The following is a 23,295-nucleotide window of genomic DNA, read 5'->3' as shown; positions in this document are numbered from 1 at the left end:
TGTATAGCGTACATATTGTACAATTATACGGAACGTACGTTATAGCGTACATTTCAATTAAATATAACATACAACAAGAATAATATGTGGAGGACTTATGAATATCTTACCGTTACTGACTTACGCAATCGTGGCTTCATTCACACCGGGTCCAAATAACATCATCGCCATGACGCATGCAAGAAACGAAGGGTTCAAAAAAATTCTTCCATTTATTGCCGGCGTAGCAGCTGGCTGCCTGCTTATTATGTTTCTGTCCAGTTATTTCAACCTTATTCTCCACCAATACATCCCTAGGATCAAACCGGTCCTGAACATATTGGGATGTGTATACATGATCTATTTGGCGATCAAAATTATGCGAAGTAAACCTGCAAATGCCAAAGACTCAAAGGTTAATCGTTTTACGTTTCTCTTTGGCTTCACCCTGCAATTCCTCAACCCCAAAGTCATTCTGTATGGTCTGACGGCCATCTCGGTATTTGTTATGCCTCTCGGAGACTCTCATGTTCATATGATCGTATTTTCGTTGCTTCTAACCATCATTGGCATTAGTGCCAATATGACCTGGGGGTTATGCGGCATGTTATTTCAGAGCTTTTTAATGAAATATGAGCGTCCTTTTAATATTCTAATGGGTGTGTCGCTCATCTATAGCGCACTATCGATTTTAAAATAAATGCAAGAGAAAAAGCGTCCTCCCATCTAATGAGTTGGACGCTTTTATAATTATTTCAGATCTCCTCAGTTTGATCTCCACCACGGTTGGCTTGGGTAAGATCCCGTATGCAGTACAACCTTCTCACCGATTTTGGGCGTTGCAACGGTGACGTTCAGGGCATGTGCAGCCTTGGTGATCCGTTCAACCGGCTCGTTCCAGGCATGATAAGCCAACGTAAAAGCAGCCCAATGAATCGGAATGAGCAGCCCTCCCTTTACATCCAAGTGTGCCTGTACCGTTTCTTCTGGCATCATATGAATGTTGGACCAACGCTCATCATATTGCCCGCATTCCATCAGGGTCATGTCAAAGGGTCCATACTTACTGCCGATTTCCTTAAAATGAGGACCGTATCCGCTGTCGCCACTAAAGAAAACCTTCGTTTCTTGTCCAACAATGACCCACGAACACCATAGTGTCGAATTGCGGTCCAACAATCCCCTGCCCGAGAAATGCCGCGCCGGCGTGCAGGCTAATGTCAAACCTTTAAAGGATAGCTCATCCCACCAGTTATGTTCGGTAATCTGTTCCGAGGGCACACCCAGTTGAATCAGTCTTCGACGCACGCCAAGGGGAACGATAAATCGCTGTGTTTTATTCTTCAATCTGCGGATAGAGGAATAGTCCAGATGATCATAATGGTCATGCGATATAATGATCGCATCCAAGGCTGGAAAATCCTCGGGTTGAATCGGCAGATTAGTACTGTATCGTTTCGTACCCGCCCAAGATACAGGAGATGGACGGTTGCCCAGCATTGGATCAAAGAGCAATCTGTGTCCTTCAATCTCAAGCAAAAAAGCCGAATGACCGAACCATGTCACCTGTGGATGATCGGATACATTTAACGATTCCGCTGGTTCATATTTCTCTACGGGAATGTTAACCGCAGGTCTTCGCTCTATACTTCTGCGCATGGAATCTTTCAACATGCTCACGAGGGAGCTAAAGCTCATACCTGCGGATGTCGGAACCTGATTTTCGTATTTTGTCATTATTCATACCTTCTGTTCTCTATAATCAATAATTCAAGCAATCATTCAATCTTGAGTAAAACAGGAGCAATATTAGCCTTTATATTAAATCATTGTTCGTCTATAATCAATTCGCCTTCGGTTATCTGAATTTGATATCCAATCAACCCTAATGAATGGAGGACATGTTATCATGATTAAACTTATTCAGGACGTAATTGAGGACATGAACAAGCAGCTAGAACGTATTGAAATCAGCTTGAACAGGTTGAACGAGGAACAGATTTGGACCAGACTTCAGCCTGGTATGAACAGTGTGGGGAATTATTGTCTGCATTTGGCGGGCAATGAGTATCAGAACCTGGTGACTGGTATTGGGAACCAGCCTCTAATCCGGGAACGTTCTGCTGAATTCAATACCAATAGCGGTCTGAGCCGGGAGGAATTATTAACCAAGCTTCACAAGGTGCGAACAGAATCAATCGCGATATTATCTAGTCTGGAAGAGGAGGATTTGTCCAGAGAAGTGACCATTCCCTATGAGTTGACCGATTGGAATCGTATGAACCGTCGTGAGGATGAAGCCACAGATGCGCATGAGCATAAATTCGTACGTTCTCTTTTGATAAAGGTCGCCTCCCATTACGGCTACCATACAGGCCAGATTGTACTGCTGTCGAAGATTTTACAGCCCAGCGACGAACATCTCACAGGACTATATCACTAATAACTATCGAGCAAAAAAATAATTAAGGTGGAATTAAGACTCTGTTTTCTCTCCAATAAGATTGGGCATATATGATAGAGAAAATACAGAGAGAGTATGTGAGAGATGATGAAAAAATTCCGCAGAAGATTATTTAAGACGTTTATATTCGGAGTAGTGGCATTACTTCTCCTTCTGGTTACGGGCTTGATCTATCAACAAGTGAGTACCCGTCAGGATCAGAAAACATTTATTCCACCTGGCAAGCTCTACAGTATACATGGTGACAATATGCATTTATATACGGCTGGGCAAGGAGATACAACAGTTGTCCTTGCATCCGGATGGGGCACTGCTGATCCTTATGTGGATTATTATCCGCTCTACGAAAAGCTTGCACCTTATACGAAATTCGCGGTTTATGATCGCTTTGGCTATGGTTATAGCGATGTGACCGATAAGAAACGTGATGTCGATACGATTGCGGATGAATTGCACGAGTTATTAGAAGTTTCTGGACAAAAGCCGCCATACGTACTGGTTGCACATTCGCTCGGCTCGCTGGAAACACTGCGATTTGCCCAAAAATACCCGGATGAGGTGCAGGGCATCGTGATGGTGGATGGAGGAAGCCCGGAATACTACGCCAATGACTCTGAGGATATAGCAAGCGTGGTCGGCGGCTTCATGAACCAGTTCCGTATCCAAACCGGATTGTTCCGATTACTTATGCAATCTGACGCTGTTGTAGAAGCCTCGAATGCCAGTCGTAACGGCCTGAAGCTTGTACCAGATGATTTGAAGAAAATAGATACAACGGCTCTGTTGCTTAATTACGGCAATGCCAACACCGTAGATGAATTGCGCGAAACCACAACCAATGCCAAGGTTGTCATCGACAACAAAAAGCCCTTTCTGTTTCCGCTTACCATACTGACCGCAGATTACTTCGGCGCCAGTGAACCCGAGTGGGATAAAACACAGGCTGAATTTACGTCCTGGTCGGAACAATCCAAACATATAACTGTTAAGGATACCGAGCACTATATTCATCAATATCACCCGGATCTTGTTGCCAATGAAATATTGGATTTGGTTAAGAAGTAAATTTCCTGAACAAACGAAAAAAAGCGTAAAATTCGTTCCAAAATAAATAAAAACCCTAACGATTCTGGTAGTTGGTCTTACCCCTGTCAAGTAGACAGATGAAAAAAGCTATGCTGCCAGTGCGCATCGATATTCAATCGGTGCGCGCTGTTTGAGTTTGGCTTGAAAACGTCGGTAATTGTAATTGTACATATAATCTTCCACGGCTTGTCGAATCTCTACTTCTGAATTACACTGTTTAAGGTACAGCTTCTCTGTCTTGAGATGCGAAAAGAAGGATTCGATGCATGCGTTATCTAGGCAGGTTGCTTTGCGAGAGTGGCTGCCCTTCACGCCGAATGCTTCTAATCGTGTGTTGTACGCCTGAGACGTGTATTGGAAGCCCTGATCCGAATGGAGCACGGCTTCTGAAACGTCTCTTTTTTGTGTCCATTGTTCCACCGTATCCAATACGAGCTGAACATCGTTCCGTTTAGACAACTGCCAAGCTACAATCTCATTGTTGAACAGGTCTTGAATCACGGACAGGTAAACAAATGTACTTCCATTCGGAATATAGGTAATATCCGTCACCATTTTTTGCTGGGGTGCTGTCGCATGAAACTGGCGCTTCAGGCGATTCGGATAAATCACAGATGGCGTATAGCTGGACTTCTTCCGCTTCTTACGAATTACCGATTGGATCGATAGTTCCCGCATGATTCGCCATACTTTCTTGTGATTAACGTTCAGACCAGCCTCCCACAACGCCGTTGTCATGCGAGGATAACCAAACTCTCGGTTTGCAAAATGAATAGCCATCATGTGTTCTTTGATCTCACGCTCACGGTCTTGTCTTGCGTCTCGCTGCGGCTGTGTTGCTCGCCATTTGTAGTAACTGGAACGGGGTATTCCTGTAATCGATAATAGGCGTGTAATGCCATGCGAGCAGCGCAATTCGTCTATGATATCGTAGTTCTCCCGTTGGCTCAGCGCTTCTCCTTTACTAGATTTGGATACCGCTTTTTTAAATAATCCACCTGTGCTTGAAGGTAATCCCGTTCTTCTTCTACACTGCTAAAGGCAGTACGAGGACGTCCTTTCATTGGATTCGGAACATTGTTTTTTCGCTCATCAAACGCTTCCCCGTTTTTCCATTTTTTTACCCACACCTTCAGTTGTGAACAGTTTCGAATTCCTTCGCGATCAGCGACCACCTTGTAACTTGAAGAACCTTCGACATAGGATCTAACTGCATTCAATTTAAACTCTTCGGTATACGTCTGAAATGTTTGTCCTTTTTTGGCCATAAAAATATCCCCTCCAAGTGTCACTTGAACCCTCATGATAACATGAAGGTTTTTTCAAGTGTCTACTTAAAGGGGATAATACCAAGTCGTCAGGGTTTTTATTTCGTTAAACTCGTTACTGTGCTAGTGCCATCCTCGGTGTTAGCGATCTGAAATGTGCCAATGCCTCTTGGACCTCCGTGGTTGTAAGACCGTGTCGATCAAAATAATGCACGATCTCCTCCAGGCCAGCTCCATCACCGCTGTATATCCGCTCAATCTTTCGAATAATCTCTTGTTGTAATCGCTCCCGCAATCGCATACAACTGACAGATTCACATAGCCAAAAATCAGTCCGCTTGACCTCCCCTGTTGCAGTCCATAACAAATTCTCATATCGTATGACATCCCAATCACGATAACCCGCCTGAATCTGCTGAAGTTCTGTTGAGAACATATCATATATCAGATTGTGCGGTATGTGCCCGTATGTTGCCCGATACTGTTTCAGGTTGAAGCCTTCGATCCATTCTGTCAGGACAAAATTCCCCGAAGCGTACGCATACAATTCGGGAACATGATGGTTGTTTTGCAATGACAAGAGCGCCTCACACTCCAATTCCCCATCCACTTTTCCACGAGTCGTATATACTTTAAGGCAGTACTCTTGTAATTGATAGACAACCGACTGTTTTCCCATTAGAGAAGCTTGCATGGTCAGATGACCATTTTTCTCATATCGATCTAGCAACTGTTCAATATTCGCAGGTATAGTTTTAACGATTCTCATAAAGACGTCTCCTTGATTATAAAATACATTCTAAAACGTTTTCTTCTATCCGTTTTTATTAATCTACTCTCTATATTATCTTTAAAATTCCATATGAACATATACAATTTCGCCAGAACATGAACTATTTGCTTTCAAAATCAAGATTTATTCTATTCACCTAGCAGGTTTATTTTCACTCTAATGGATGGAACCCGTTTCATGTCAAGGTACAAAAAAACGATGCCCTCTATTAAAGAGAGAGCATCGTTTCATTTCATATATGACTTTCAATTAATGCATAGGACCTTGTTGGCCCTGCTGAGCACCGACCTTAACTCGTTTCACGAAGAGTGAAATGATCAAACCAATCACAGCAAGAACCAGTGCGAAAATAAATGCATTTTGTACACCGGATGTGAAACCTGCCAACTGATTCTCTGGACTCTCAGGATCTGTCACACTGCTCAAGAAGCGTGTCTGACCTGCGCTCAATATACTTACCGCAACAGCTGTACCAATAGCTCCCGATACCTGCTGCAATGTATTCATAATCGCCGTTCCGTGAGGATAGAATTCAGGTGGCAATTGATTCAAGCCGTTGGTTTGAGCAGGCATCATGATCATTGAAATCCCGATCATCATGAAGATATGCAGCGTAATAATCTTGCCCAGGGTCGTTGTCGGAGTGATTCCTGTGTACAGGAAGAGTACAACAGTTACAATCGCAAGACCGATAATCACAAGCCACTTCGGACCGAATTTGTCAAACAGACGCCCCATAACCGGAGACAGGAATCCATTCAGCAAGCTGCCCGGTAGCAGTACCAGACCGGCCGTCAGAGCCGTAACCGCCATACCTTGTTGCAGGTACATTGGCAGGATAAGCATGGATGACAACATCATCATCATACAAAGGAAGATCAGAATCAAACCGACTGTAAACATTGGATATTTGAATGCCCGCAGATCCATCATCGGCTGTTTCATTCTCAATTGACGGATGCTGAACAACAGCAAAGATAGTACTCCAATAACCAGTGTAGCTACAACGATAGGACTGGTCCAGCCACCACCACTTTCCCCATGGCCTCCTGCACTACTGAATCCGTACACGATGCCACCAAAACCAAGTGTGGAAAGCACAATGGAAAGAACATCAATTTTGGGCTTGGTCAAGTTCGAAATATTCGGTAAGAACAGCAAGCCGCATACCAATGAAATAATGAAGAAAGGCAAGGAGATCCAGAAAATCCAGTGCCAGCTCAGATTGGCCAAAATCAGACCCGAGATACTCGGACCACTCGCTGGTGCAAACATGATTACCAAACCGATCAATCCCATGGCAGCGCCACGCTTCTCAATCGGGAAGATAACTAATATGGTGTTGAACATTAGCGGCAGTAAGAGAGCTGTACCTACAGCTTGTAATACCCGTGCCACCAATAGAATTTCAAAGCTCGGTGCAATAGCAGCAACCAGCGTTCCTGCAATCGAAAAAATCAGAGAAGTTGTGAACAACTGTCTCGTCGAAAACCATTGTAACAGCATACCGGAAACCGGCACCAAAATACCCAAGACGAGCAAATATCCTGTCGTTAACCATTGAATGGTCGTAGGTCCAACTTCGAGCAAGCCCATAAGCGGTGTCAATGCCACATTTAGTGCTGTTTCACCGAACAGACCAATAAAACCGCTAAGTAACATAGCGAATAAAATCGGAAATACTTTATATTGTTTTGTTTCTTGTTGATCCTTTACAGAACCAGCCTTCATGGCAGCTTCCACAATCCCATCCTCCTCAAACAATCTGACGATTTCTATTTCTCTCTTTACGAAGCTTATTGCTTCTCTTTTGCATTCTTCGCCACAACGGACAAATAATCAGCAGCCGTCAGCAAAGGCTGTTTATCCTGGTTGGTCAGGCTGATAATCAATGCGCCCTCCATTAATGAAATGACGAGGAGTCCCATCTCTTGTGCTTTCTTTTCACCTATGCCATCCAAAATCAGATGTTTCGTAATGATTTGCTGCCATCCTGCAAACACGTCCTGACAGGCAATTCGCAATTGATGACTGATGCACGAGGTCTCCACGGCTGCCCAGAAACTAAATGGAAGAAAACCCGTAAAACCTGCCGCCTCCGTTTCAATGGCTAAGTCATGAATAAATTGCTGAATGGCATCCCCCGTATTATCATGAGCAGCAAATACTTCTTCAAACTTCTGCAGAATGTTTTCATTGGCTTTTTGAATGCACTCGTGAGCGAGCTCTTCCTTGCCATGAGGGAAATAATGATATAGCGAGCCTTTTGGCGTACTGCTCTCCTTAATAATCTGATTTAGACCGGTCGCATGATATCCTTGTGAAAAAAACAGTCTGGCTGCTGTGCTGACAATTAGTTCTCTAGCATTAGACTTTTCACTCAATAAAGCCACATCCTTAAATGAATTATAACAATCGGTCTATATAATTAAAACCGTTTCGAAAAACACTGTCAACCCTTATATTTCGGCCAATTTTCTTGATAGCGCTATCAATCCAGTGCATGCAAAGAACAAATGCAAATTACTCTTGATAACACTCTAAAAACATAATATCCTATTGGGATAGTATGTATTAACCATGATATACTGATCATTACAATAATGAATAGAAAGGTGTTTGCCATGGAAATGCGAATGATCAAGACCTTTCAAACGATTGTAAAGCTCGGGAGCTTTCAGCAGGCAGCAGAAGCTTTGCAGTACTCACAACCCGCCATTACACTGCATATGCAGAAACTTGAGGCCGATCTGGGTATGAAATTACTGGATAGAGGCAAAAAGATTAAATTGACGGAAGCGGGGAAAATATTTTACGCCAGAGCCGATCAGCTTCTGAAGGAATACGAGTATTTGACAAATACGATCACCGACATTCAACAGGGACAAGCGGGGTTTGTACGAATTGGAGTATCTGAACCAACAGCAAGCCATCGCCTTCCTGCTATTCTGTCTTCTTTTGTAAAACAGAATCCCAAGATTAAGCTCAGCGTGCGCATCGGGGACAGTAAGCTGCTTAATGAATTGCTAATTGATGAGCAGCTTGACTTTGCCGTCTGCCCTTCTCCTGAGACGAGTATGGAAACCGAGTTTCAACCGCTGCTTTTTGAACCGATGGCATTGCTGTTGTATGATTCACATCCATTTGCTCAGGGTGATGAAATCCAGTTGGCAGATCTGAAAGGACAACAATTTCTATTCACACCCCCCAATTGCCCAATCCGCATCCGTATAGAGCAGCTATTGGCCGAGAAAATCGACAGCGACTATCAGGGAATTGAAATAAGTAATATTCGGTCTCACAAGTATTATGTACAAGCCAAATTAGGCATAACTATTGCTCCGGTTGCAACAATCTGCCCCGCCATTCCAGGTACCGTTATTCAGAAAATTGCCGATCTCAAGGTTGGGCCCATTGCTGGCATTTTGCGTAAGCGAAATATACCGCTTGGCTCCGCGAGTGAAAAGCTCATGCTGGACATTCGGGCTGCGCTGCTTCAGAGCAATCTATATGTTCCCGAATTTGAACTCCCTTCACAGCTGGCTATACCGTAAATGGACTCACCAGCTGCCATCCTATTTTCTTTATTAGGGCGCAAACAGTTACTTAAGTCTGCCTGCCGTGCGTCCACCATCTACCGTTAATATGCTGCCTGTAATAAATGATGCCTGGTCAGAAGTCAGATACAATATCGCTTGCGGAGCATCATCCGGACCTGATGTCCGGCCTAGCGGTGTAATTTTGATCATATGTTCCGTATGCTCCTTCGTCATCACACTAACCTCGCTGCCGGGTGCGTAACCCGGCACAACCGCATTTACCCGAATGCGATAGGGCGACAACTCCAGGGCAAAGGTTTTGGTCAGCATCTCGATTCCTACTTTCGAAACCGAATAATTCCCCATGCCGACTCCTGCGGTGGAAGCTGCTCCAGAGCTTATATTAATGAAGGAACCTTCTACTTCGCTCGCAATCATCTGTTTGGCAAAATGCTGAGTGAGCAGGAACGGTGCTGCCAGATTCAGATCCATCGTCTCATTCCAATGTTGAAGCGTCATGTTCATGAGTGTGCGGTATGGATATATTCCCGCATTATTGATGACAATATCCGGCGCTTTCCATTGCTGCTTCACCGCTTGAACCAATTCATTAATGGAGTGTTCATCCACAAGATTCGTTACATGCCAGTGTACATCCACTCCCTCCTGCTTCAGCTTATCTACTGTACCCCTCAAAGCTTCCTCCCGGATATCGGACAAATAAAGGCTCGCGCCTTCGGCGGCGTATGCTTGTGCAATCCATTGGCCAAAAACACCTGCCCCTCCGGTAATGACTACCCTTTTCCCTGCAAATGTTCGTTCCGGCATGACAGTCGCTCCTCTATATCATGATGTTCTTGCTGTAAATAGGCTGCTTCAACTTGGGTTAATTCAAAACGAGATTCTTTTCGGCCTCAACGACAAGTCGCTCTGCCTGCTTTATTTCATAACCAATCCGATTCACCTGACGTATAAGTGATGTTTGGAGTCTGAAAAAGGCTTCACTGCCTACTTCGGCTGCCGCCAGAAGTTCGATGTCTGATAGCGCAGGTACAAGCGAATGACTGCCTGCGGCATCATGATCATACCGGCTGCCTCGAACATAATTGATGGGCACCAGCCATCTGCTAAGTGACAATATCGTTCGGTTCGCTTTTGTAATAGAAGCAGCCGGTAAGGACGTGGAACCTATCCGGTCATAGAAATGCTCCGTGGCATTCTGTAGCTGCCGGACCCTGCTTGTTAAGCGTGAAAGGTCAAACTTGTCTCCAATAAGCTCCGTATAATAGCCAATTCGTTCGGAAAGCGTTCGGATCGCCTGTCTCTGATCAATGGGAATAATGGGAGCAGAGGCAGCATTATGGACGGCTGCTACGTACACCTTGCAATCACGTGCCAGATAATCTGCATCAATTTTGTCCAGCGTGTCCTCAGTCGTATGCCACCACCAGCCAAACCAGCCCTCAGGCTGATAGGACAGCCCCATAAAAGCAGACGGAAGTCCAGCACTCCAGAAGGACTGATCTCCCGACCTTCCAAACGGTGATCCGCGAAAAGGTTCATCCGTGACGATACGTATGGCATCTGCACAAAGTGTCCGAGTCTCTGCCATTGTATTAGCTGCACCGAGCTCACTCGCTCCCTTGGCGCCCACGGAATCAATATTGATATGCAACACCCCGTTTTCATGCAAATCTTCCCAATGAAGATCACTGTATAATGCAGAGCCGGCATATCTGCCGTGGGAATGGCCTGACCAAAATGCAAACCGAACGGAGCGCCGCAGCGTGTCACGATGTAATGATAGTACCCGCGCTGTCTCCACCATGACGGCGTTGGCGGAGCCGTTATCCATTGCGCCATAATGCCATGAATCCACATGCCCGCTAAACAGCACAAAAGATTCGGGCTCTTCCGTCCCCTGAATCTCAGCAATCAGGGTTGGAATGTTCACCCATTCTGTGCGAACTTCCACGGTCAATGTAATTGCTATAGTCTCTCCTTCTTCCGAGGCGATCAAAGACTTGATCTGCTCTCCATCCGAATGGTTGACCGACAGAACTGGAATGGACGGATAGCCATCATCCTGTGGTGTCGGATTTCCCCAAACGGAGGAAACAATCATTTCATGCGTATACGCACCGCTATTGATAAATATGACGGCTGCTGCGCCCAACTGCTGCAAACGATAAATCGTGGGTCCATTCGCAAGTCCGTGAACGATCACCGCATGACCTGTCACTTGATTGATCCAGTCGGTCTGGTCTGAATCCTTTAGCTCTATGCATCTCAAAAACGTGTTCAACTGTTTCGCCTGGGCTGACATGGAATGCGTAATAGCTGCAAAAGAAATGCCGCCGACCTTAAGTTCTGCTCTGACAGGGATACTGATGTAGGCTTTGTCCAACGTAAGCTCGGTGGTCACCCCAAAATCCTCAAGCTGTTCCTTAATATAATGGAAAGCCCGCAGTTCCTCTTCGGAACCCGACAAACGAATTTCCTTCGCAATCTGTCTGTTGTATTCAAGCAGAAGATCACGGTCGACCTCGTGCAATATGGAGTCTACCTCCGGTTGTTGCTGCAACTCAGTCATGTCGATCCCCCCCTGTGCTCATTGCCTGCTGCAACGCCCAGCGCAATCCTTGATTCATCATCACTGTTCTGATTCAAGTAACGGATGGCTGCTTCTCCAAGAACCGATATTCCTGTAACAATCGCTTGCTCATCAAAAATGATGGAATCACTGTGAAGGGGCAGTTCTGATCGGGCATCTTCTTCTGTAATCGTGCCGAGCCGGAATATGGCACCCGGTACATATTCGAGATACGCACCAAAATCTTCGGCGCCCATGGATGGCTCCTTCAGATACACCACAGCTTCCCGGCCAATGGTATCTGCCGCTGCCTGTTCAATCACATCAACGATACGATCATCGTTTATTACAGGAGAACCGCCGCGGTAGTAATCAAATTCCGCTTTACCACCGAACCCTCCCGCAATGGTCTCAATGAGTCGCTTCATATATACGGGCACAGCTTCACGCGTCTCAGGATTGTGCGTACGAATGGTACCTCTGAGTTGGACCTCCCCAGCGATAACGTTATAAGCATGGCTATTGCTTTGCAGTTTCGTGATCGAGATGACGGAAGAATCAAGCGGAGACAAGTTTCGGGAGACTACCGTTTGCAACGCAGTTATAATCTGGGCTGCAATGATGACCGGATCGACGGTTCGATGCGGATAGGCAGCATGTCCACCTTTTCCCGTCACTCGAATATCAAAGGCATCGGCCGCCGCCAGCATGGCCCCTTTTCTCAAACCAATCTTGCCAGCAGGCAAATCCGGCCACACGTGGAGCGCAATGATCGCATTCACTTCCGGATTAAGCAATACACCTGCCTCAATAAGATCCGTTGCACCTCCCTGTACTTCCTCAGCAGGCTGGAAAATGAACTTCACCGTTCCCTGAAGCTCATCCCTGTGCTCGCTTAATGCCGCTGCTGTTCCAAGAAGAATGGCGGTATGCACATCATGCCCGCAAGCATGCATCACCCCTTCGTGAACGCTGGCAAACGGCAATCCTGTCTTTTCTAAGATTGGCAGTGCATCCATATCGGCGCGAATTCCAATGGTTCTTCCCTCACGTCCACCTTTCAAAAGCCCAACAACTCCTGTGCCGCCTACACCCGTCTGGACTTCGAGACCAGCGTCCTCCAAAAATTGGGCAATCAGCTTGGCCGTTTCAAACTCCTGGTGACCAAGCTCAGGATTCTGGTGTATATGGCGTCGAAGCCGTATAGCTTCGTCCTTCCACTTTTCGGCTGAACTACGAAAACTCATTGTTTCATTCCTCCTCTATTCATCGTATAAATGACACTGCACTTCACGGTCTGGAGCGACGAATCGTTTCTGTGGAACGAACTGTCTGCATGTATCCATAACGTATGGGCATCGGGTATGAAAAACACAGCCGGCAGGCGGATGAAGTGGCGATGGGATCTCACCGCTCAATACAACTCTTTCCCTTTTGACCCGAGGATTCGGGATCGGTACCGCAGACAATAATGATCTGGTATAGGGATGCAAAGGTTCGGCGAACAAAGCTTCCGCTGGTCCCTGTTCCACCATCTCGCCCAAATACATCACACCAATGCGATCTGCAATATGGCGTACAACGCTAAGGTCATGTGCAATGAATAAATAAGAAATGCCGAGCTCCTCCTGAACCTCTTCCAGCAAATTAATGACCTGGGATTGAATCGACACGTCCAGCGCTGACACGGGTTCATCACATATAATGAGCTTCGGTCCAAGGGCCAACGCTTTGGCGATGCCCAGCCTTTGACGCTGACCACCTGAGAATTCATGGGGAAACCGCTCGTAATGTTCTTCACTGAATCCAACTTTGCGCAGTAACGACATGGCTGTTTCCATTCTGTCCCGTTTGTTGCCCTTGTTGTGGATTAATAGCGGTTCTTCAATGGAATAACCGATGCGTTTGCGAGGGTCCAGCGAGGTGTATGGGTCCTGAAATACCATCTGCATATGCTGCCTGTAGCTTCGCAGTTCTTTTTTACTTAACCCCAGGATATCCGTGCCCTCATAAAATGCTTCCCCTGACGTTGGCTCAACAAGTCTGAGAATCGACCGACCGAGTGTGCTTTTACCGCAGCCGGATTCGCCAACCAGGCCAAAGGTTTGTCCTGTGTGGATGTCGAAGGATACATCGTTAACTGCCTTGACTTGCCCTCTGGTTCTGCCAAAAGAAGATCGAACAGGGAAATGTTTGTTCAGATTGCTAACCTGTAGCAGCGGCTTCGACTCAACCAATGATTTCGAGTTCATGTGTCTCCTCCTGAATCGTTGCTATTCCGGGATACCAGCAGCGTACCGAATGGTTCTCGTCCACCTGTTTCAAAGTAGGCGCTGCTCGCAGGCATTGTTCATCCGCATAAGCACATCTTGGAGCGAATCGGCAGCCTGCTGGAACCTGATGCAGCGCGGGTACCGTTCCCTCAATGACATGGAGCTTGCTGTGCTGCTCGCCATCAATACGGGGAATGGATTTCATTAAGCCTGACGTATATGGATGCTGGGGATTGAAAAATAAATCTTCTACGCTCGCCTCCTCCACGACCTGTCCAAGATACATGACCGCCACTCTTGTACATGTCTCTGCGACTACACCAAGGTCATGTGTAATCAGGATGACACCAAGTCCCGTCTTCGCTTGCAGACTTTCGATAAGCTCCAGTATTTGCGCCTGAATCGTCACATCCAGTGCCGTTGTCGGTTCGTCTGCGATAAGCAGTTTTGGATTACAGGCAAGTGCCATGGCAATCATGACCCGCTGTCTCATCCCTCCCGAGATTTCATGCGGATGCTCATCTACCCTCTTTTCAGGTGAGGGGATACCTGTCATACGCAGCAGATCCACGGCAGCCCGACGCGCCTGTCTGCCATTCATGCCTTGATGTAGCTTCAAGCTCTCGGCAATTTGTTTGCCAATCGTCTGAACCGGATTCAGGGAAGACATGGGGTCTTGAAAGATCATGGAGAGTTCATTGCCACGAATGCGTTCCATTTGTCTTTTGGACAAAGTTAAGAGATCGGTACCTTCGTAGAGGACTTCACCCGAGTAATCCACGTAATCTTCATCAAACAGTCTGAGAATGGATTCGGCGGTTACGCTTTTCCCGCAGCCGGACTCACCTACGATGCCCAGCGTCTCCCCGGCAAGGACGTGGAAGGATACGCCTTCCACCGGGTGGATGGTTCCTTTTTCGGTTGAGATGGATACTTTCAGGTCCTTCACCTCAAGCAGCGGTTGTTTTCCCACGACGTCTCCCCCTTTTCACCTTATTTGCCTGCGGGTCGAGCAGATCTCTAAGGCCATCGCCGAACAGGTTCAGACCCAGTACAACGAGCACCAGGAAAATGCCCGGGAAGACAGTCATCCACCAAGCGTTGTAGATTACCGTTTTTCCGTCAAAAAGCATATTCCCGAGACTTGGGGACGGGGAAGGAATACCCGCTCCAAGAAAACTTAGAGAAGCTTCCGTCAGGATCGATACGGCAAAAATGAAGCTGGATTGGATAATGAGCGGAGACAGCGTATTGGGCGCCATATGAATCCAAATGATGCGCCAGCTGCTTGCTCCCTGCGCATGCAACGCTTCAATATAAGTTAACTCCCGAATAACCAGTGCCTTGGAACGAATAATCCGGGCCATCGATGGAATGAAGATAATGCTTAGGGCGATAATGACATTACCCGGATTCGGGCCAAGAGCCGCCATAATGGAGATGGCAAGCAAAATGGACGGAAAAGCGAACAAACCATCACAGATGCGCATAAAGATATGATCCAGTACCGAATAACTTGCAGATAACAGCCCAACAATCATGCCGATCAAAGAAGATACAACCGTAACAGCGAAACCAACCGCAACCGAAATACGCAAACCATATACGGCGCGAGTGAATACATCACGTCCAAAGTTATCTGTGCCAAATATGTGCTGCCCGTTGGGCCCTTTAAGTCGATTCACCGGATCAATCTGTAACGGCCCGTATGGTGTAAGCATCGGCCCTATGATTACCAAAAGCACAACAACAAGCAGAATTCCCGCCCCTGTGCTTAACAACTGATTATGCATAAAGCGCCTGAATGCGCTGCGTCTGCTCTTCCCTTTTTGATATGCTGACGCAGCAATGGTGGTATCCGGGTTGGTTATCAAGTTGTCTCCACCCCCTTCATTTCTTGCTTAATCGAACTCGTGGATCGACCAAACCATACAACAAATCAACGATTAGATTTACGAATACATAAGCCACCGTAACCAGCAGCACTGAACCCTGAATAACCGAGTAATCCCTTCTGCTGATCGAATTGACGATGAGCTGCCCCACTCCCGGAATATTGAATAGCGTTTCTATAACCGCAGCACCAGTAACCAACCCACCGAACGATTCCCCAATAACTGTGAGAATAGGGATGAATGCAACGCGTAACGCATGTGTATACACGATCGTTTTTTCTTTCACACCCTTGGCTTTGGCGGTTTTGATAAAATTGCCGGACATCACATCCAGGATGGAGGATCTTGTCATTCGGGTAATGAGCGCTGCCTGAATGATGCCAAGCACGATGCCAGGGAGCAACAGATACTTGATATGCTGCCACAGACCTTCTGTGAGCGGCTGATACCCTGCAACGGGAAGCCAGCGCAGCTTCACGCTAAAGAACATGACCAGCAGTGATCCCAACAGAAAACTCGGAATGGAGATGCCAAGCATGGAAAAACCCATCACCGATTGGTCCACGATGGTTCCTCTTCGCTTAACCGCTGTAATGCCAAGGAACAAGGCAAGGAACACACCAATGACCTGGGCAATGATCGCAAGGGACAATGTAGGCGCCAGTCGTTCAAAAAAAGCCTCTGTCACAGGTTTGTCCAGAAAGATGGACTCCCCCAAATTCCCGGATAACAGCCCTAGCAACCAAATACCGAATTGCTCATAGATCGGTCTGTCCAACCCCAGCTTGCTTCTTAGCTCATCGATATCGGCTTTGCTCGCCTCTTCACCCAGCAGAATCGCAGCGGGATCCCCCGGTGTAACATGAATGATGGAGAACACCACGATTGCCACCACAAAAAGGACAGGTATCAAGGACAATAACCGACGAACAATATATCCACCCATATGAGGGCCACCTCACTTTCCAATGGCAAGCGGAAAGGCGTATTCCCGTGGAAGCGATGCTACGCCTTTTCATCCGCTGTCCTTTCCTTTTAACTATTTGTTATTGGTTGTATTCCAGAAGATCGGGCCCAAAATGTTCTGGAAACCACTGATATTTTTCGATAGCGCTGTAACCTGTTTGGTGTGCCCAATCTGAGCGAATGGAACTTCGGTCCATACAAATTGCTGCAATTCATCAATGAGCGGCCTTGCGGCCTCTACTGAATCTGACGTCCGGATTCCTTGAAGCAGCTCGCTCATTTTCTCACTCTTCAGCAGCCCTGCTCCGCCTCCCCGAACGCATACTGGTAGAACGTAGGCCGGAACGCATAACTCATGGGGTAAATATCCCACCCTGTACCTGTCCCGAGTTTTTCCTGCAAAGTAGGCCAATCATAGACATCCAGCTTGACCCTGATACCAATCGACTCCAGCTCCTGCTGCAAAACAACGGCTACGTTATATTGATCCACATAATCTCTTGTTGTGAAAATTTTGATTTCTTCGCCGTTATAGCCTGCTTCCTGAAGCAGTTGCTTTGCTTTATCCGCGTTCGCCTGGCTGTACGATTCCTTGCCCGCTTCTGAATACCAATTTGGATATTCCGGCAAGACCAGAGAGGATGTCTTCACATAAAATTGTGGATCACGGAATGCCGATGTCAGGATGTCATCCACGTTCTGAATGGCATTGACAGCCTGACGAAGTTTGACGTTCTTGAACAAGCCGTCATTACTGTTATAGAAATATCCAATCATGCCTCCCGGACTGAGGAAGGTTTGCAAATCAGGATTGTCCGCAATCTGCTGTTCATTATCCACAGAGATATTCAGCGCAATGTCGTATTCCCCGGAAGTAATCCCGGCAAGACGGGTCGACTCGTCCGTTACAAAGCGGAAGTACAGGTCATCAACCAGCGCTTCCTTTTTACCGCCTGCTCCATCACTCGGCTCGGTACGGGCGGAGTAATCGTCATACTTTTTCAAATGAATATACTGATCCTGCTTCCACTCCTCCAATTGAAACGGACCTGTACCGATGAATGATTTGATCCCTTTATCATCTGCTTCATCAACCACTTCTTTTGGGTAGATCGCCGCTGCGGGAATCGGATCAGCAAGAAGTTGCAGTGTTAGCAGAAATGGTGTTTTCAATTGAAGTACCACGGTATAGGGGTCTGTTTCTTTGGCCTCTGCACCCACAAAGTTTGCTTTACCATGACTCGACAGTTTGATCCAACGGTTAAGGGAAGCGACAACATCCTCCGCCTGAAGTTCTTTGCCATTATGGAACTTCACATCTTGACGCAGATGGAACGTATAGGATAACTTGTCGTCGCTGATCTCATAGGATTCTGCAAGCAGCGGAATGACCTGTGCATCTTTATCTAACGTTACCAGCTGCTCATAGATCTCGCGTGAAATATCCTTGACCGCTGTATTGGAAGACACATGTGCATCCAGTGTGACCGGTTGTGTTGGATAGCCAATGTTCAGTGTCCCGCCTGTCTTGCCTTCTGCCGATGTCTGCTGTGACGAGCTTTCTCCGGTTGATGAAGAGGCCTGTGTACTCTGCTGGCCTTCTCCACTTGAAGCGCAACCTGCCAGAAGCAGGAATGCCAGAATCATCATTAAAGCAGGCTTGGTATGTTTTCTCATCATGTAACCCCTCTCGCTCTCATGCATAATGTTAAATCCGATTTCACTGTCCTGAATGATATACAAGTGTTCATGTCGGATTAGTGAAAATTGGTATTTTCAGGCTAAGGGAACAGAGGTCTTTTGTAAAATAAGCAATCCTAATGGGTTGATTCATTTTTTGTAATCTACGAAAAAAGCGTGATTCTATGTACTTCCAACTATTCCGATGGTAATATACAACTTAAATTTCATCCTTTATCTGGAAGGAGACACGAACATGACAACGATACAACGTTTGGATGCTGCACTTGCGGCACATATCGAGAAGGTTGAGCATTATAAACAGGTACAAACCCTGCTTGCCTGGGATGCTCGCACAGGTGCACCTCGAAAGGGCGCACCCTACGCCGCACGAGCCAAAGCAACATTGGCTGGAGAACTTTTCAAGTTACAGACCGATGCTGAATTCGGTTCGCGATTAGAGGAAACAGCACAACAAGAGGACCTTGATGAGCTATCCAAGCGAATTATTGCAGAGCATTGGAAAACGTATAAACGCTGGAGTGCCATTCCGTTAGAGGAATATCAGGCATTTGTACAGCAGCAAGGTTTTGCAAACGCCGCTTGGCTGGAAGCCAGAGCTGCCAATGATTTTTCCATTTTCGCCCCGCATTTGAAACAGATCTTTGATGCAAGCTTGAAGTTTGCCGGATACTGGGGATACGAGCAGCATGCATACGATCCACTCGTGCAGCAGTTTGATCCTGATCTGGATAAGGTCACGTTGGATCGCATTTTCAGTGAACTCAAATCCGCTCTAATACCGTTAATCCGTCGTGTCACATCTGCCGCTAAACAACCGGATACATCCATATTCACTCATCCCTTCCCACTTGAACAGCAGCGGCAGCTAGGGATCGAGCTGTTACAAGCCATTCGCTACGACTTTGATGCCGGGCAATTCGGCGCAACCGTGCACCCATTCAGTTCTGCCATCAATTCTTACGATGCACGGCTCGCAGCCAAATTTGTTGAAAATGACGTTCGCGTTTCCCTTTGGAGTGCTTTACATGAAGGAGGCCACTCACTCTATACACAGAATATTGACCCCAACCTGATACATACCGGCCTTGGGATCTTCACTTCGTACGGCATTCATGAATCCCAGTCGATCTTTTTCGAGAAATTTATTGGCAGACACAAGGGCTTCTGGGAAAACAACTATTTTATTTTGCAAAAAATCAAACCTGAAACGTTTGGCCATGTGAGTTTGGATGACTTTTATTTTGCTTTAAATGCAGTAAAACCAACGTTTAACCGTTTTGAGGCCGATGAGCTTACCTACAACCTGCATCTCATTATTCGGTATGAGCTGGAGCAAGCCATTATTGCAGGAGAAGTGGATTACGAGGGATTGCCTGAAGCATGGAATGATAAATATGAGGAATACCTGGGCATTCGTCCCCCGACTCATCTGGAGGGCATTTTACAGGATGGACACTGGAGCGCCGGATTTGGACTATTCCCTTCCTATGCACTCGGGTTTGTCTATGCAGCACAAATACACAAAGTCATTCGCCGCGAACTTCCCGATTATGATCATTTAATTGAATCAGATAACATTGAGACGATTACCGGATGGCTAACAACTCATATTCATCAATTTGGCAAATCAAGATCGGCGGACGAGCTAATCAAGTCCATCACCGGAAAAAGTATTGATACCGCTCCATTAATTCATTACTTGACGGATAAATACGAACAGCTCTACGAGTTGTAATGATTGTGCAAAATAAAAAAAAGCGAGGATTGATCCTCGCTTTTTTTTGTATCATTCTTTTAATGGCTTGTTACACCCCTACCAGCTCTATCCATTAAGAATCCTCTTTTTCAAAATACGATTCACTTGCTCTGAGCTAGCCAACATCAAGATAAGGAAAACAAGTACAACCAGCGGGAAAAATCCGATATTGGTTTGCGCAGCAAGAACGCCAAAAAGCGGAGGAAGCAATGTAGTTCCTGTGTATGCCAGTGCCATCTGGTATCCCATCAATCGGGCAGAATTCGCTTTGCCGAATCGAGCTGGAGTTTCATGAAGAAGTCCGGGATAGATAGGTGCAAGCCCCAATCCAATTAGCATAAATCCAGCCAGCGCAAACGAAATGGATAATGGAAGCAATAAAATGACTCCACCCACAATGGCAGTCACTTGACCCGCCAGAATTAACACCCGATTTTTTATTTTTAACGTGATAAAGCCTGTTATCAACCTGCCCATCGTAATACCACCGTAGTATAAGGAGATCCATCCCGCAGCCGTTTCTGCCGAAATGTTTCTTGCTCCTACCAGATAGCTGGCTCCCCATAAACCAACCGTCGTCTCCACGCCACAATAAAACAGAAATGCAATCAGTGAGTTTTTGACTCCCTTAATCTTCAATACATTCCGTTCGGGTCTCTCCTCATGCTGTACTAACGTGTTGTCTGCTTGCACATGATCTGATTCGTTGTTCAGACTCGCACGCTCCCGACTTGCAGCAACACGCTTCCACAACGGCAACGTGGCAAACAAAATCAGGACGAGGCAGCACTGGACGACAGCTACAGCTGTATAGCCGCTTCTCCAGGAATGATGTTCCGCAATGTAATATGACATAATAATCGGCCCTGACGTCGCGCCAACACCCCAGAAACAATGCAGCCAGTTCATATGGTGTGCCTTGTAATGCTCTGCTACATAATTATTCAGCGCAGCATCAACGGCGCCGGCCCCTAGACCGAGCGGAATGGCAAGAATGACGAGCCATGCCAATGAAGGTGCGAAGGAAAATCCAAGGAGTGCTCCGGCAGTTAGACAACAGCTAATTAACGTAACCTTTCCTGTTCCCCACTTCTGAATCACCGTACCGCTAGCCAAGCTTGAAACGATAGTTCCCCCTGCAACGACCATGGACAATATTCCTGCTGACCCAAACGAAGCGCCAAGTTCAGGCCACATGACTGGCCATGCTGAACCAAGCAAGGAGTCCGGAATTCCCAAACTGATAAACGCAAGGTAGATAATGATAAGAAACCAAGTTGCCATAAATAGATCCCTTCCCTGCATATAAATTACTCAACTTTCGCACCTAGAATATTGAGTCAACCCCTTGTGGGCGTAAGAGAATTTAAACATTACTGTTTCTCTTGACAAAAAAAACACCTTGCTTGTTTAGTATCATGGAAGTGCGACCAACCATGAACAAGAAAGGTGTGTAACCCTATGTTACAACAACATTCCCTGTCTGACCAGTCTCGTTTTTCTAAACTTTTTGCTTCACTTCACATCGGGAAAGCTTTGCGGCATGCAGGGATTTCCAAATCGTTTGGTCTTTCGAGTTTAGCTATTTTTCGAATCGTGTTCTCCTTGGTTTTTGAAGGGAAGAACTGGTTTCGCCTGTTGGAGAGTAACCGCGGAGCCGATCTGCCAGGTAAAGATGTCATCTATCGATTCTTGAATCAATCTTCCTTTGCTTGGCGGCGATTTTTGCAGACATTAAGTCTCCAGATCGTACGCTATTTTGAAACGCTCATTTCCTCCAAACGCGTACGTGTATTTATTGTGGATGATTCGGTGCTCAGCCGAAACCGGAGTAAAAAAGCAGAACTGCTGGCACGTGTGTTTGACCATTCTGCAGGCAGGTACATCAAAGGCTACACGATGCTCACACTCGGCTGGTCGGACGGTTTTAGCTTTGCACCGCTCGATTTTGTCATGCTGTCTTCCGCCAAACTGGCCAATCGTTTTTGCGAAATGGCCTCCCATCTCTCGAAACGCAGCCATGGATACAAACGCCGAATAGAGTCTTTTTCTCGGAAGCCCGATGCCGTTGTGGGCTTGTTAGATCGGGCGTTAAAAGCCAGCTTCACGGCGGATTATGTTTTGATGGACAGCTGGTTTACGCAGGTTCCATTACTTCGCGAGCTCACAGCCAGAGGTCTGCCGGTGATTGGAATGATTAAAGAAATGAAGCAACGGTATCTCGTACAGGGACAGCGTATGACGCTAGGTGCTGTGTTTCAAAGCCTGCCTAAATCGAGTTCAAAAGACATCAAAGGCTCCGTGGTCGTACATACGTCGTGCGGTCTGCCCGTGAAGCTTGTTTTTGTGCGCAATCGGAATAAAAGACGGGAATGGCTTACCATTTTAAGTACAGACGTCACGCTGGATGCGGCAGAAATTGTACGAATTTACGGCATGCGTTGGAGTATTGAGACCTTTTTTAAAGTGACCAAAAGCTATTTAAAACTAGGAACCGAATTTCAGGGCCGTTCCTTCGACCAACTGATTAGCCACACGACGGTTGTATTCAGCCGTTATTTAGCGATGGAATACGAACGACGCGAAACCAATGATGACCGAACCCTGGGAGGACTCTTTTTCCTCTTTGCCGATGAGGTTCGGGATCTGGACTTTCAAACCGCGCTTCAGCAGCTGATGCGTTTATTTCTCGACATGTCTCAAGCGAAAACGAAAACGAACAAAATGGACGTTTTTTGTCAACTACAAGAATGGATCTCCGGTTTACCCAGCTATATCAAGGGTTTGTTTGGAGATTTAAGCTGCGAAAGTTGAGTAAATTAAAAGTAAATGAAACATAATAATACTGGTTAACTACTTTATTTATATACTTTATAAAGTTCATTTATTATATTGCTTTAAAAATTCATCTTTGTCAATAGATCGTATCAGCCAAATTAAAACAGCCCGTGATCTGGATTAAAACTCCAGTTCACGGGC

22 protein-coding genes are annotated in these 23,295 nt (G+C 46.3%); 6 read left to right on the top strand and 16 right to left on the bottom strand.

Annotation, left to right across the window (positions count from 1 at the left end):
* Positions 1–97 precede the first annotated feature (97 nt).
* Complete coding sequence (locus tag RS891_RS13860; RefSeq protein WP_315795592.1) at positions 98–679, top strand: LysE family transporter; 582 nt, start codon at positions 98–100, stop codon at positions 677–679.
* Between the two features lie 65 nt (positions 680–744).
* Here RS891_RS13860 and RS891_RS13855 read toward each other — a convergent pair whose 3' ends face one another.
* Positions 745–1,716, bottom strand: a complete 972-nt coding sequence (locus tag RS891_RS13855) for an MBL fold metallo-hydrolase (RefSeq protein WP_315795590.1) — start codon at positions 1,714–1,716, stop codon at positions 745–747.
* A 172-nt stretch (positions 1,717–1,888) separates the two neighbouring features.
* Here RS891_RS13855 and RS891_RS13850 point away from each other — a divergent pair, with 172 nt between their 5' ends.
* Positions 1,889–2,422 carry a DUF1572 family protein gene (locus tag RS891_RS13850; protein ID WP_113052249.1) on the top strand — a complete coding sequence of 178 codons (534 nt, stop codon included), beginning with the start codon at positions 1,889–1,891 and terminating at the stop codon, positions 2,420–2,422.
* A gap of 105 nt (positions 2,423–2,527) precedes the next feature.
* Complete coding sequence (locus tag RS891_RS13845; RefSeq protein ID WP_315795588.1) at positions 2,528–3,508, top strand: alpha/beta fold hydrolase; 981 nt, start codon at positions 2,528–2,530, stop codon at positions 3,506–3,508.
* 108 nt (positions 3,509–3,616) lie between these two features.
* Here RS891_RS13845 and RS891_RS13840 read toward each other — a convergent pair whose 3' ends face one another.
* From RS891_RS13840 to RS891_RS13820, 5 genes are all read right to left on the bottom strand, one after another.
* Positions 3,617–4,453 (bottom strand): IS3 family transposase, encoded by an 837-nt coding sequence (locus tag RS891_RS13840; protein ID WP_315796312.1) that lies wholly within the window; start codon positions 4,451–4,453, stop codon positions 3,617–3,619.
* Positions 4,454–4,476: 23 nt separating this feature from the next.
* The gene (locus RS891_RS13835) at positions 4,477–4,797 is read right to left on the bottom strand and encodes a transposase (RefSeq protein ID WP_053779095.1); all 321 of its coding nucleotides are present in this window, start codon (positions 4,795–4,797) and stop codon (positions 4,477–4,479) included.
* 115 nt (positions 4,798–4,912) lie between these two features.
* Positions 4,913–5,566: a serine/threonine-protein kinase gene (locus RS891_RS13830; protein WP_113052250.1), complete on the bottom strand. Its 654-nt coding sequence runs from the start codon at positions 5,564–5,566 to the stop codon at positions 4,913–4,915.
* A 273-nt stretch (positions 5,567–5,839) separates the two neighbouring features.
* The gene (locus tag RS891_RS13825) at positions 5,840–7,321 is read right to left on the bottom strand and encodes a DHA2 family efflux MFS transporter permease subunit (protein WP_113052844.1); all 1,482 of its coding nucleotides are present in this window, start codon (positions 7,319–7,321) and stop codon (positions 5,840–5,842) included.
* A 65-nt stretch (positions 7,322–7,386) separates the two neighbouring features.
* Positions 7,387–7,974: a TetR/AcrR family transcriptional regulator gene (locus RS891_RS13820; RefSeq protein ID WP_315795587.1), complete on the bottom strand. Its 588-nt coding sequence runs from the start codon at positions 7,972–7,974 to the stop codon at positions 7,387–7,389.
* A 240-nt stretch (positions 7,975–8,214) separates the two neighbouring features.
* Between RS891_RS13820 and RS891_RS13815 the strand changes: the two genes are divergently transcribed.
* Positions 8,215–9,144 (top strand): LysR family transcriptional regulator, encoded by a 930-nt coding sequence (locus tag RS891_RS13815; protein ID WP_315795586.1) that lies wholly within the window; start codon positions 8,215–8,217, stop codon positions 9,142–9,144.
* Between the two features lie 48 nt (positions 9,145–9,192).
* Here RS891_RS13815 and RS891_RS13810 read toward each other — a convergent pair whose 3' ends face one another.
* The 9 genes from RS891_RS13810 to RS891_RS13770 all read right to left on the bottom strand — a co-directional run bounded on the left by RS891_RS13810 (position 9,193) and on the right by RS891_RS13770 (position 18,536).
* Positions 9,193–9,957, bottom strand: a complete 765-nt coding sequence (locus RS891_RS13810) for an SDR family NAD(P)-dependent oxidoreductase (RefSeq protein ID WP_113052253.1) — start codon at positions 9,955–9,957, stop codon at positions 9,193–9,195.
* Positions 9,958–10,015: 58 nt separating this feature from the next.
* Positions 10,016–11,722 (bottom strand): M28 family peptidase, encoded by a 1,707-nt coding sequence (locus tag RS891_RS13805; RefSeq protein ID WP_315795585.1) that lies wholly within the window; start codon positions 11,720–11,722, stop codon positions 10,016–10,018.
* The gene (locus RS891_RS13800) at positions 11,719–12,969 is read right to left on the bottom strand and encodes a M20 metallopeptidase family protein (RefSeq protein ID WP_315795584.1); all 1,251 of its coding nucleotides are present in this window, start codon (positions 12,967–12,969) and stop codon (positions 11,719–11,721) included. Before RS891_RS13800 ends, RS891_RS13805 begins: the two co-directional genes overlap by 4 nt.
* 15 nt (positions 12,970–12,984) lie before the next feature.
* Entirely contained in the window at positions 12,985–13,974 is a 990-nt protein-coding gene (locus RS891_RS13795) for an ABC transporter ATP-binding protein (RefSeq protein WP_315795583.1), read from the bottom strand.
* The gene (locus RS891_RS13790) at positions 13,952–14,968 is read right to left on the bottom strand and encodes an ABC transporter ATP-binding protein (protein ID WP_315795582.1); all 1,017 of its coding nucleotides are present in this window, start codon (positions 14,966–14,968) and stop codon (positions 13,952–13,954) included. The genes RS891_RS13795 and RS891_RS13790 overlap by 23 nt, the downstream gene beginning before the upstream one ends.
* Positions 14,946–15,869: an ABC transporter permease gene (locus RS891_RS13785; RefSeq protein ID WP_397386914.1), complete on the bottom strand. Its 924-nt coding sequence runs from the start codon at positions 15,867–15,869 to the stop codon at positions 14,946–14,948. Before RS891_RS13785 ends, RS891_RS13790 begins: the two co-directional genes overlap by 23 nt.
* Positions 15,870–15,885: 16 nt before the next feature.
* Positions 15,886–16,836: an ABC transporter permease gene (locus RS891_RS13780; protein WP_113052258.1), complete on the bottom strand. Its 951-nt coding sequence runs from the start codon at positions 16,834–16,836 to the stop codon at positions 15,886–15,888.
* A gap of 93 nt (positions 16,837–16,929) precedes the next feature.
* Positions 16,930–17,136 carry a hypothetical protein gene (locus RS891_RS13775; RefSeq protein ID WP_315795581.1) on the bottom strand — a complete coding sequence of 69 codons (207 nt, stop codon included), beginning with the start codon at positions 17,134–17,136 and terminating at the stop codon, positions 16,930–16,932.
* Positions 17,137–17,147: 11 nt separating this feature from the next.
* The gene (locus RS891_RS13770; RefSeq protein ID WP_315795580.1) at positions 17,148–18,536 is read right to left on the bottom strand and encodes an ABC transporter substrate-binding protein; all 1,389 of its coding nucleotides are present in this window, start codon (positions 18,534–18,536) and stop codon (positions 17,148–17,150) included.
* 256 nt (positions 18,537–18,792) lie between these two features.
* Between RS891_RS13770 and RS891_RS13765 the strand changes: the two genes are divergently transcribed.
* Complete coding sequence (locus RS891_RS13765) at positions 18,793–20,295, top strand: carboxypeptidase M32 (protein ID WP_315795579.1); 1,503 nt, start codon at positions 18,793–18,795, stop codon at positions 20,293–20,295.
* Positions 20,296–20,382: 87 nt separating this feature from the next.
* On the opposite strand, the gene RS891_RS13760 is transcribed toward RS891_RS13765, so the two are convergent.
* Complete coding sequence (locus RS891_RS13760; RefSeq protein ID WP_315795578.1) at positions 20,383–21,600, bottom strand: MFS transporter; 1,218 nt, start codon at positions 21,598–21,600, stop codon at positions 20,383–20,385.
* A 177-nt stretch (positions 21,601–21,777) separates the two neighbouring features.
* Here RS891_RS13760 and RS891_RS13755 point away from each other — a divergent pair, with 177 nt between their 5' ends.
* Positions 21,778–23,130: an IS4 family transposase gene (locus RS891_RS13755; RefSeq protein WP_315793080.1), complete on the top strand. Its 1,353-nt coding sequence runs from the start codon at positions 21,778–21,780 to the stop codon at positions 23,128–23,130.
* Positions 23,131–23,295: the final 165 nt, after the last annotated feature.

Origin of the sequence: Paenibacillus sp. BIC5C1 (assembly GCF_032399705.1) — a bacterium.
GTDB lineage: Bacteria > Bacillota > Bacilli > Paenibacillales > Paenibacillaceae > Paenibacillus > Paenibacillus taichungensis_A.
The sequence above is the reverse complement of the archived record's forward strand: the minus strand, read 5'-3'. Positions and strand labels throughout refer to the sequence as shown.

Excerpts from the sequence above, each read along its gene's own strand:
- RS891_RS13860 (WP_315795592.1), top strand. The coding sequence starts at position 98 with ATGAATATCTTACCGTTACTGACTTACGCAATCGTGGCTTCATTCACA.
- RS891_RS13855 (WP_315795590.1), bottom strand. The coding sequence starts at position 1,716 with ATGACAAAATACGAAAATCAGGTTCCGACATCCGCAGGTATGAGCTTT.
- RS891_RS13850 (WP_113052249.1), top strand. The coding sequence starts at position 1,889 with ATGATTAAACTTATTCAGGACGTAATTGAGGACATGAACAAGCAGCTA.
- RS891_RS13845 (WP_315795588.1), top strand. The coding sequence starts at position 2,528 with ATGATGAAAAAATTCCGCAGAAGATTATTTAAGACGTTTATATTCGGA.
- RS891_RS13835 (WP_053779095.1), bottom strand. The coding sequence starts at position 4,797 with ATGGCCAAAAAAGGACAAACATTTCAGACGTATACCGAAGAGTTTAAA.
- RS891_RS13830 (WP_113052250.1), bottom strand. The coding sequence starts at position 5,566 with ATGAGAATCGTTAAAACTATACCTGCGAATATTGAACAGTTGCTAGAT.
- RS891_RS13825 (WP_113052844.1), bottom strand. The coding sequence starts at position 7,321 with ATGAAGGCTGGTTCTGTAAAGGATCAACAAGAAACAAAACAATATAAA.
- RS891_RS13815 (WP_315795586.1), top strand. The coding sequence starts at position 8,215 with ATGGAAATGCGAATGATCAAGACCTTTCAAACGATTGTAAAGCTCGGG.
- RS891_RS13810 (WP_113052253.1), bottom strand. The coding sequence starts at position 9,957 with ATGCCGGAACGAACATTTGCAGGGAAAAGGGTAGTCATTACCGGAGGG.
- RS891_RS13805 (WP_315795585.1), bottom strand. The coding sequence starts at position 11,722 with ATGACTGAGTTGCAGCAACAACCGGAGGTAGACTCCATATTGCACGAG.
- RS891_RS13800 (WP_315795584.1), bottom strand. The coding sequence starts at position 12,969 with ATGAGTTTTCGTAGTTCAGCCGAAAAGTGGAAGGACGAAGCTATACGG.
- RS891_RS13795 (WP_315795583.1), bottom strand. The coding sequence starts at position 13,974 with ATGAACTCGAAATCATTGGTTGAGTCGAAGCCGCTGCTACAGGTTAGC.
- RS891_RS13780 (WP_113052258.1), bottom strand. The coding sequence starts at position 16,836 with ATGGGTGGATATATTGTTCGTCGGTTATTGTCCTTGATACCTGTCCTT.
- RS891_RS13775 (WP_315795581.1), bottom strand. The coding sequence starts at position 17,136 with ATGAGCGAGCTGCTTCAAGGAATCCGGACGTCAGATTCAGTAGAGGCC.
- RS891_RS13770 (WP_315795580.1), bottom strand. The coding sequence starts at position 18,536 with ATGATGAGAAAACATACCAAGCCTGCTTTAATGATGATTCTGGCATTC.
- RS891_RS13765 (WP_315795579.1), top strand. The coding sequence starts at position 18,793 with ATGACAACGATACAACGTTTGGATGCTGCACTTGCGGCACATATCGAG.
- RS891_RS13760 (WP_315795578.1), bottom strand. The coding sequence starts at position 21,600 with ATGGCAACTTGGTTTCTTATCATTATCTACCTTGCGTTTATCAGTTTG.
- RS891_RS13755 (WP_315793080.1), top strand. The coding sequence starts at position 21,778 with ATGTTACAACAACATTCCCTGTCTGACCAGTCTCGTTTTTCTAAACTT.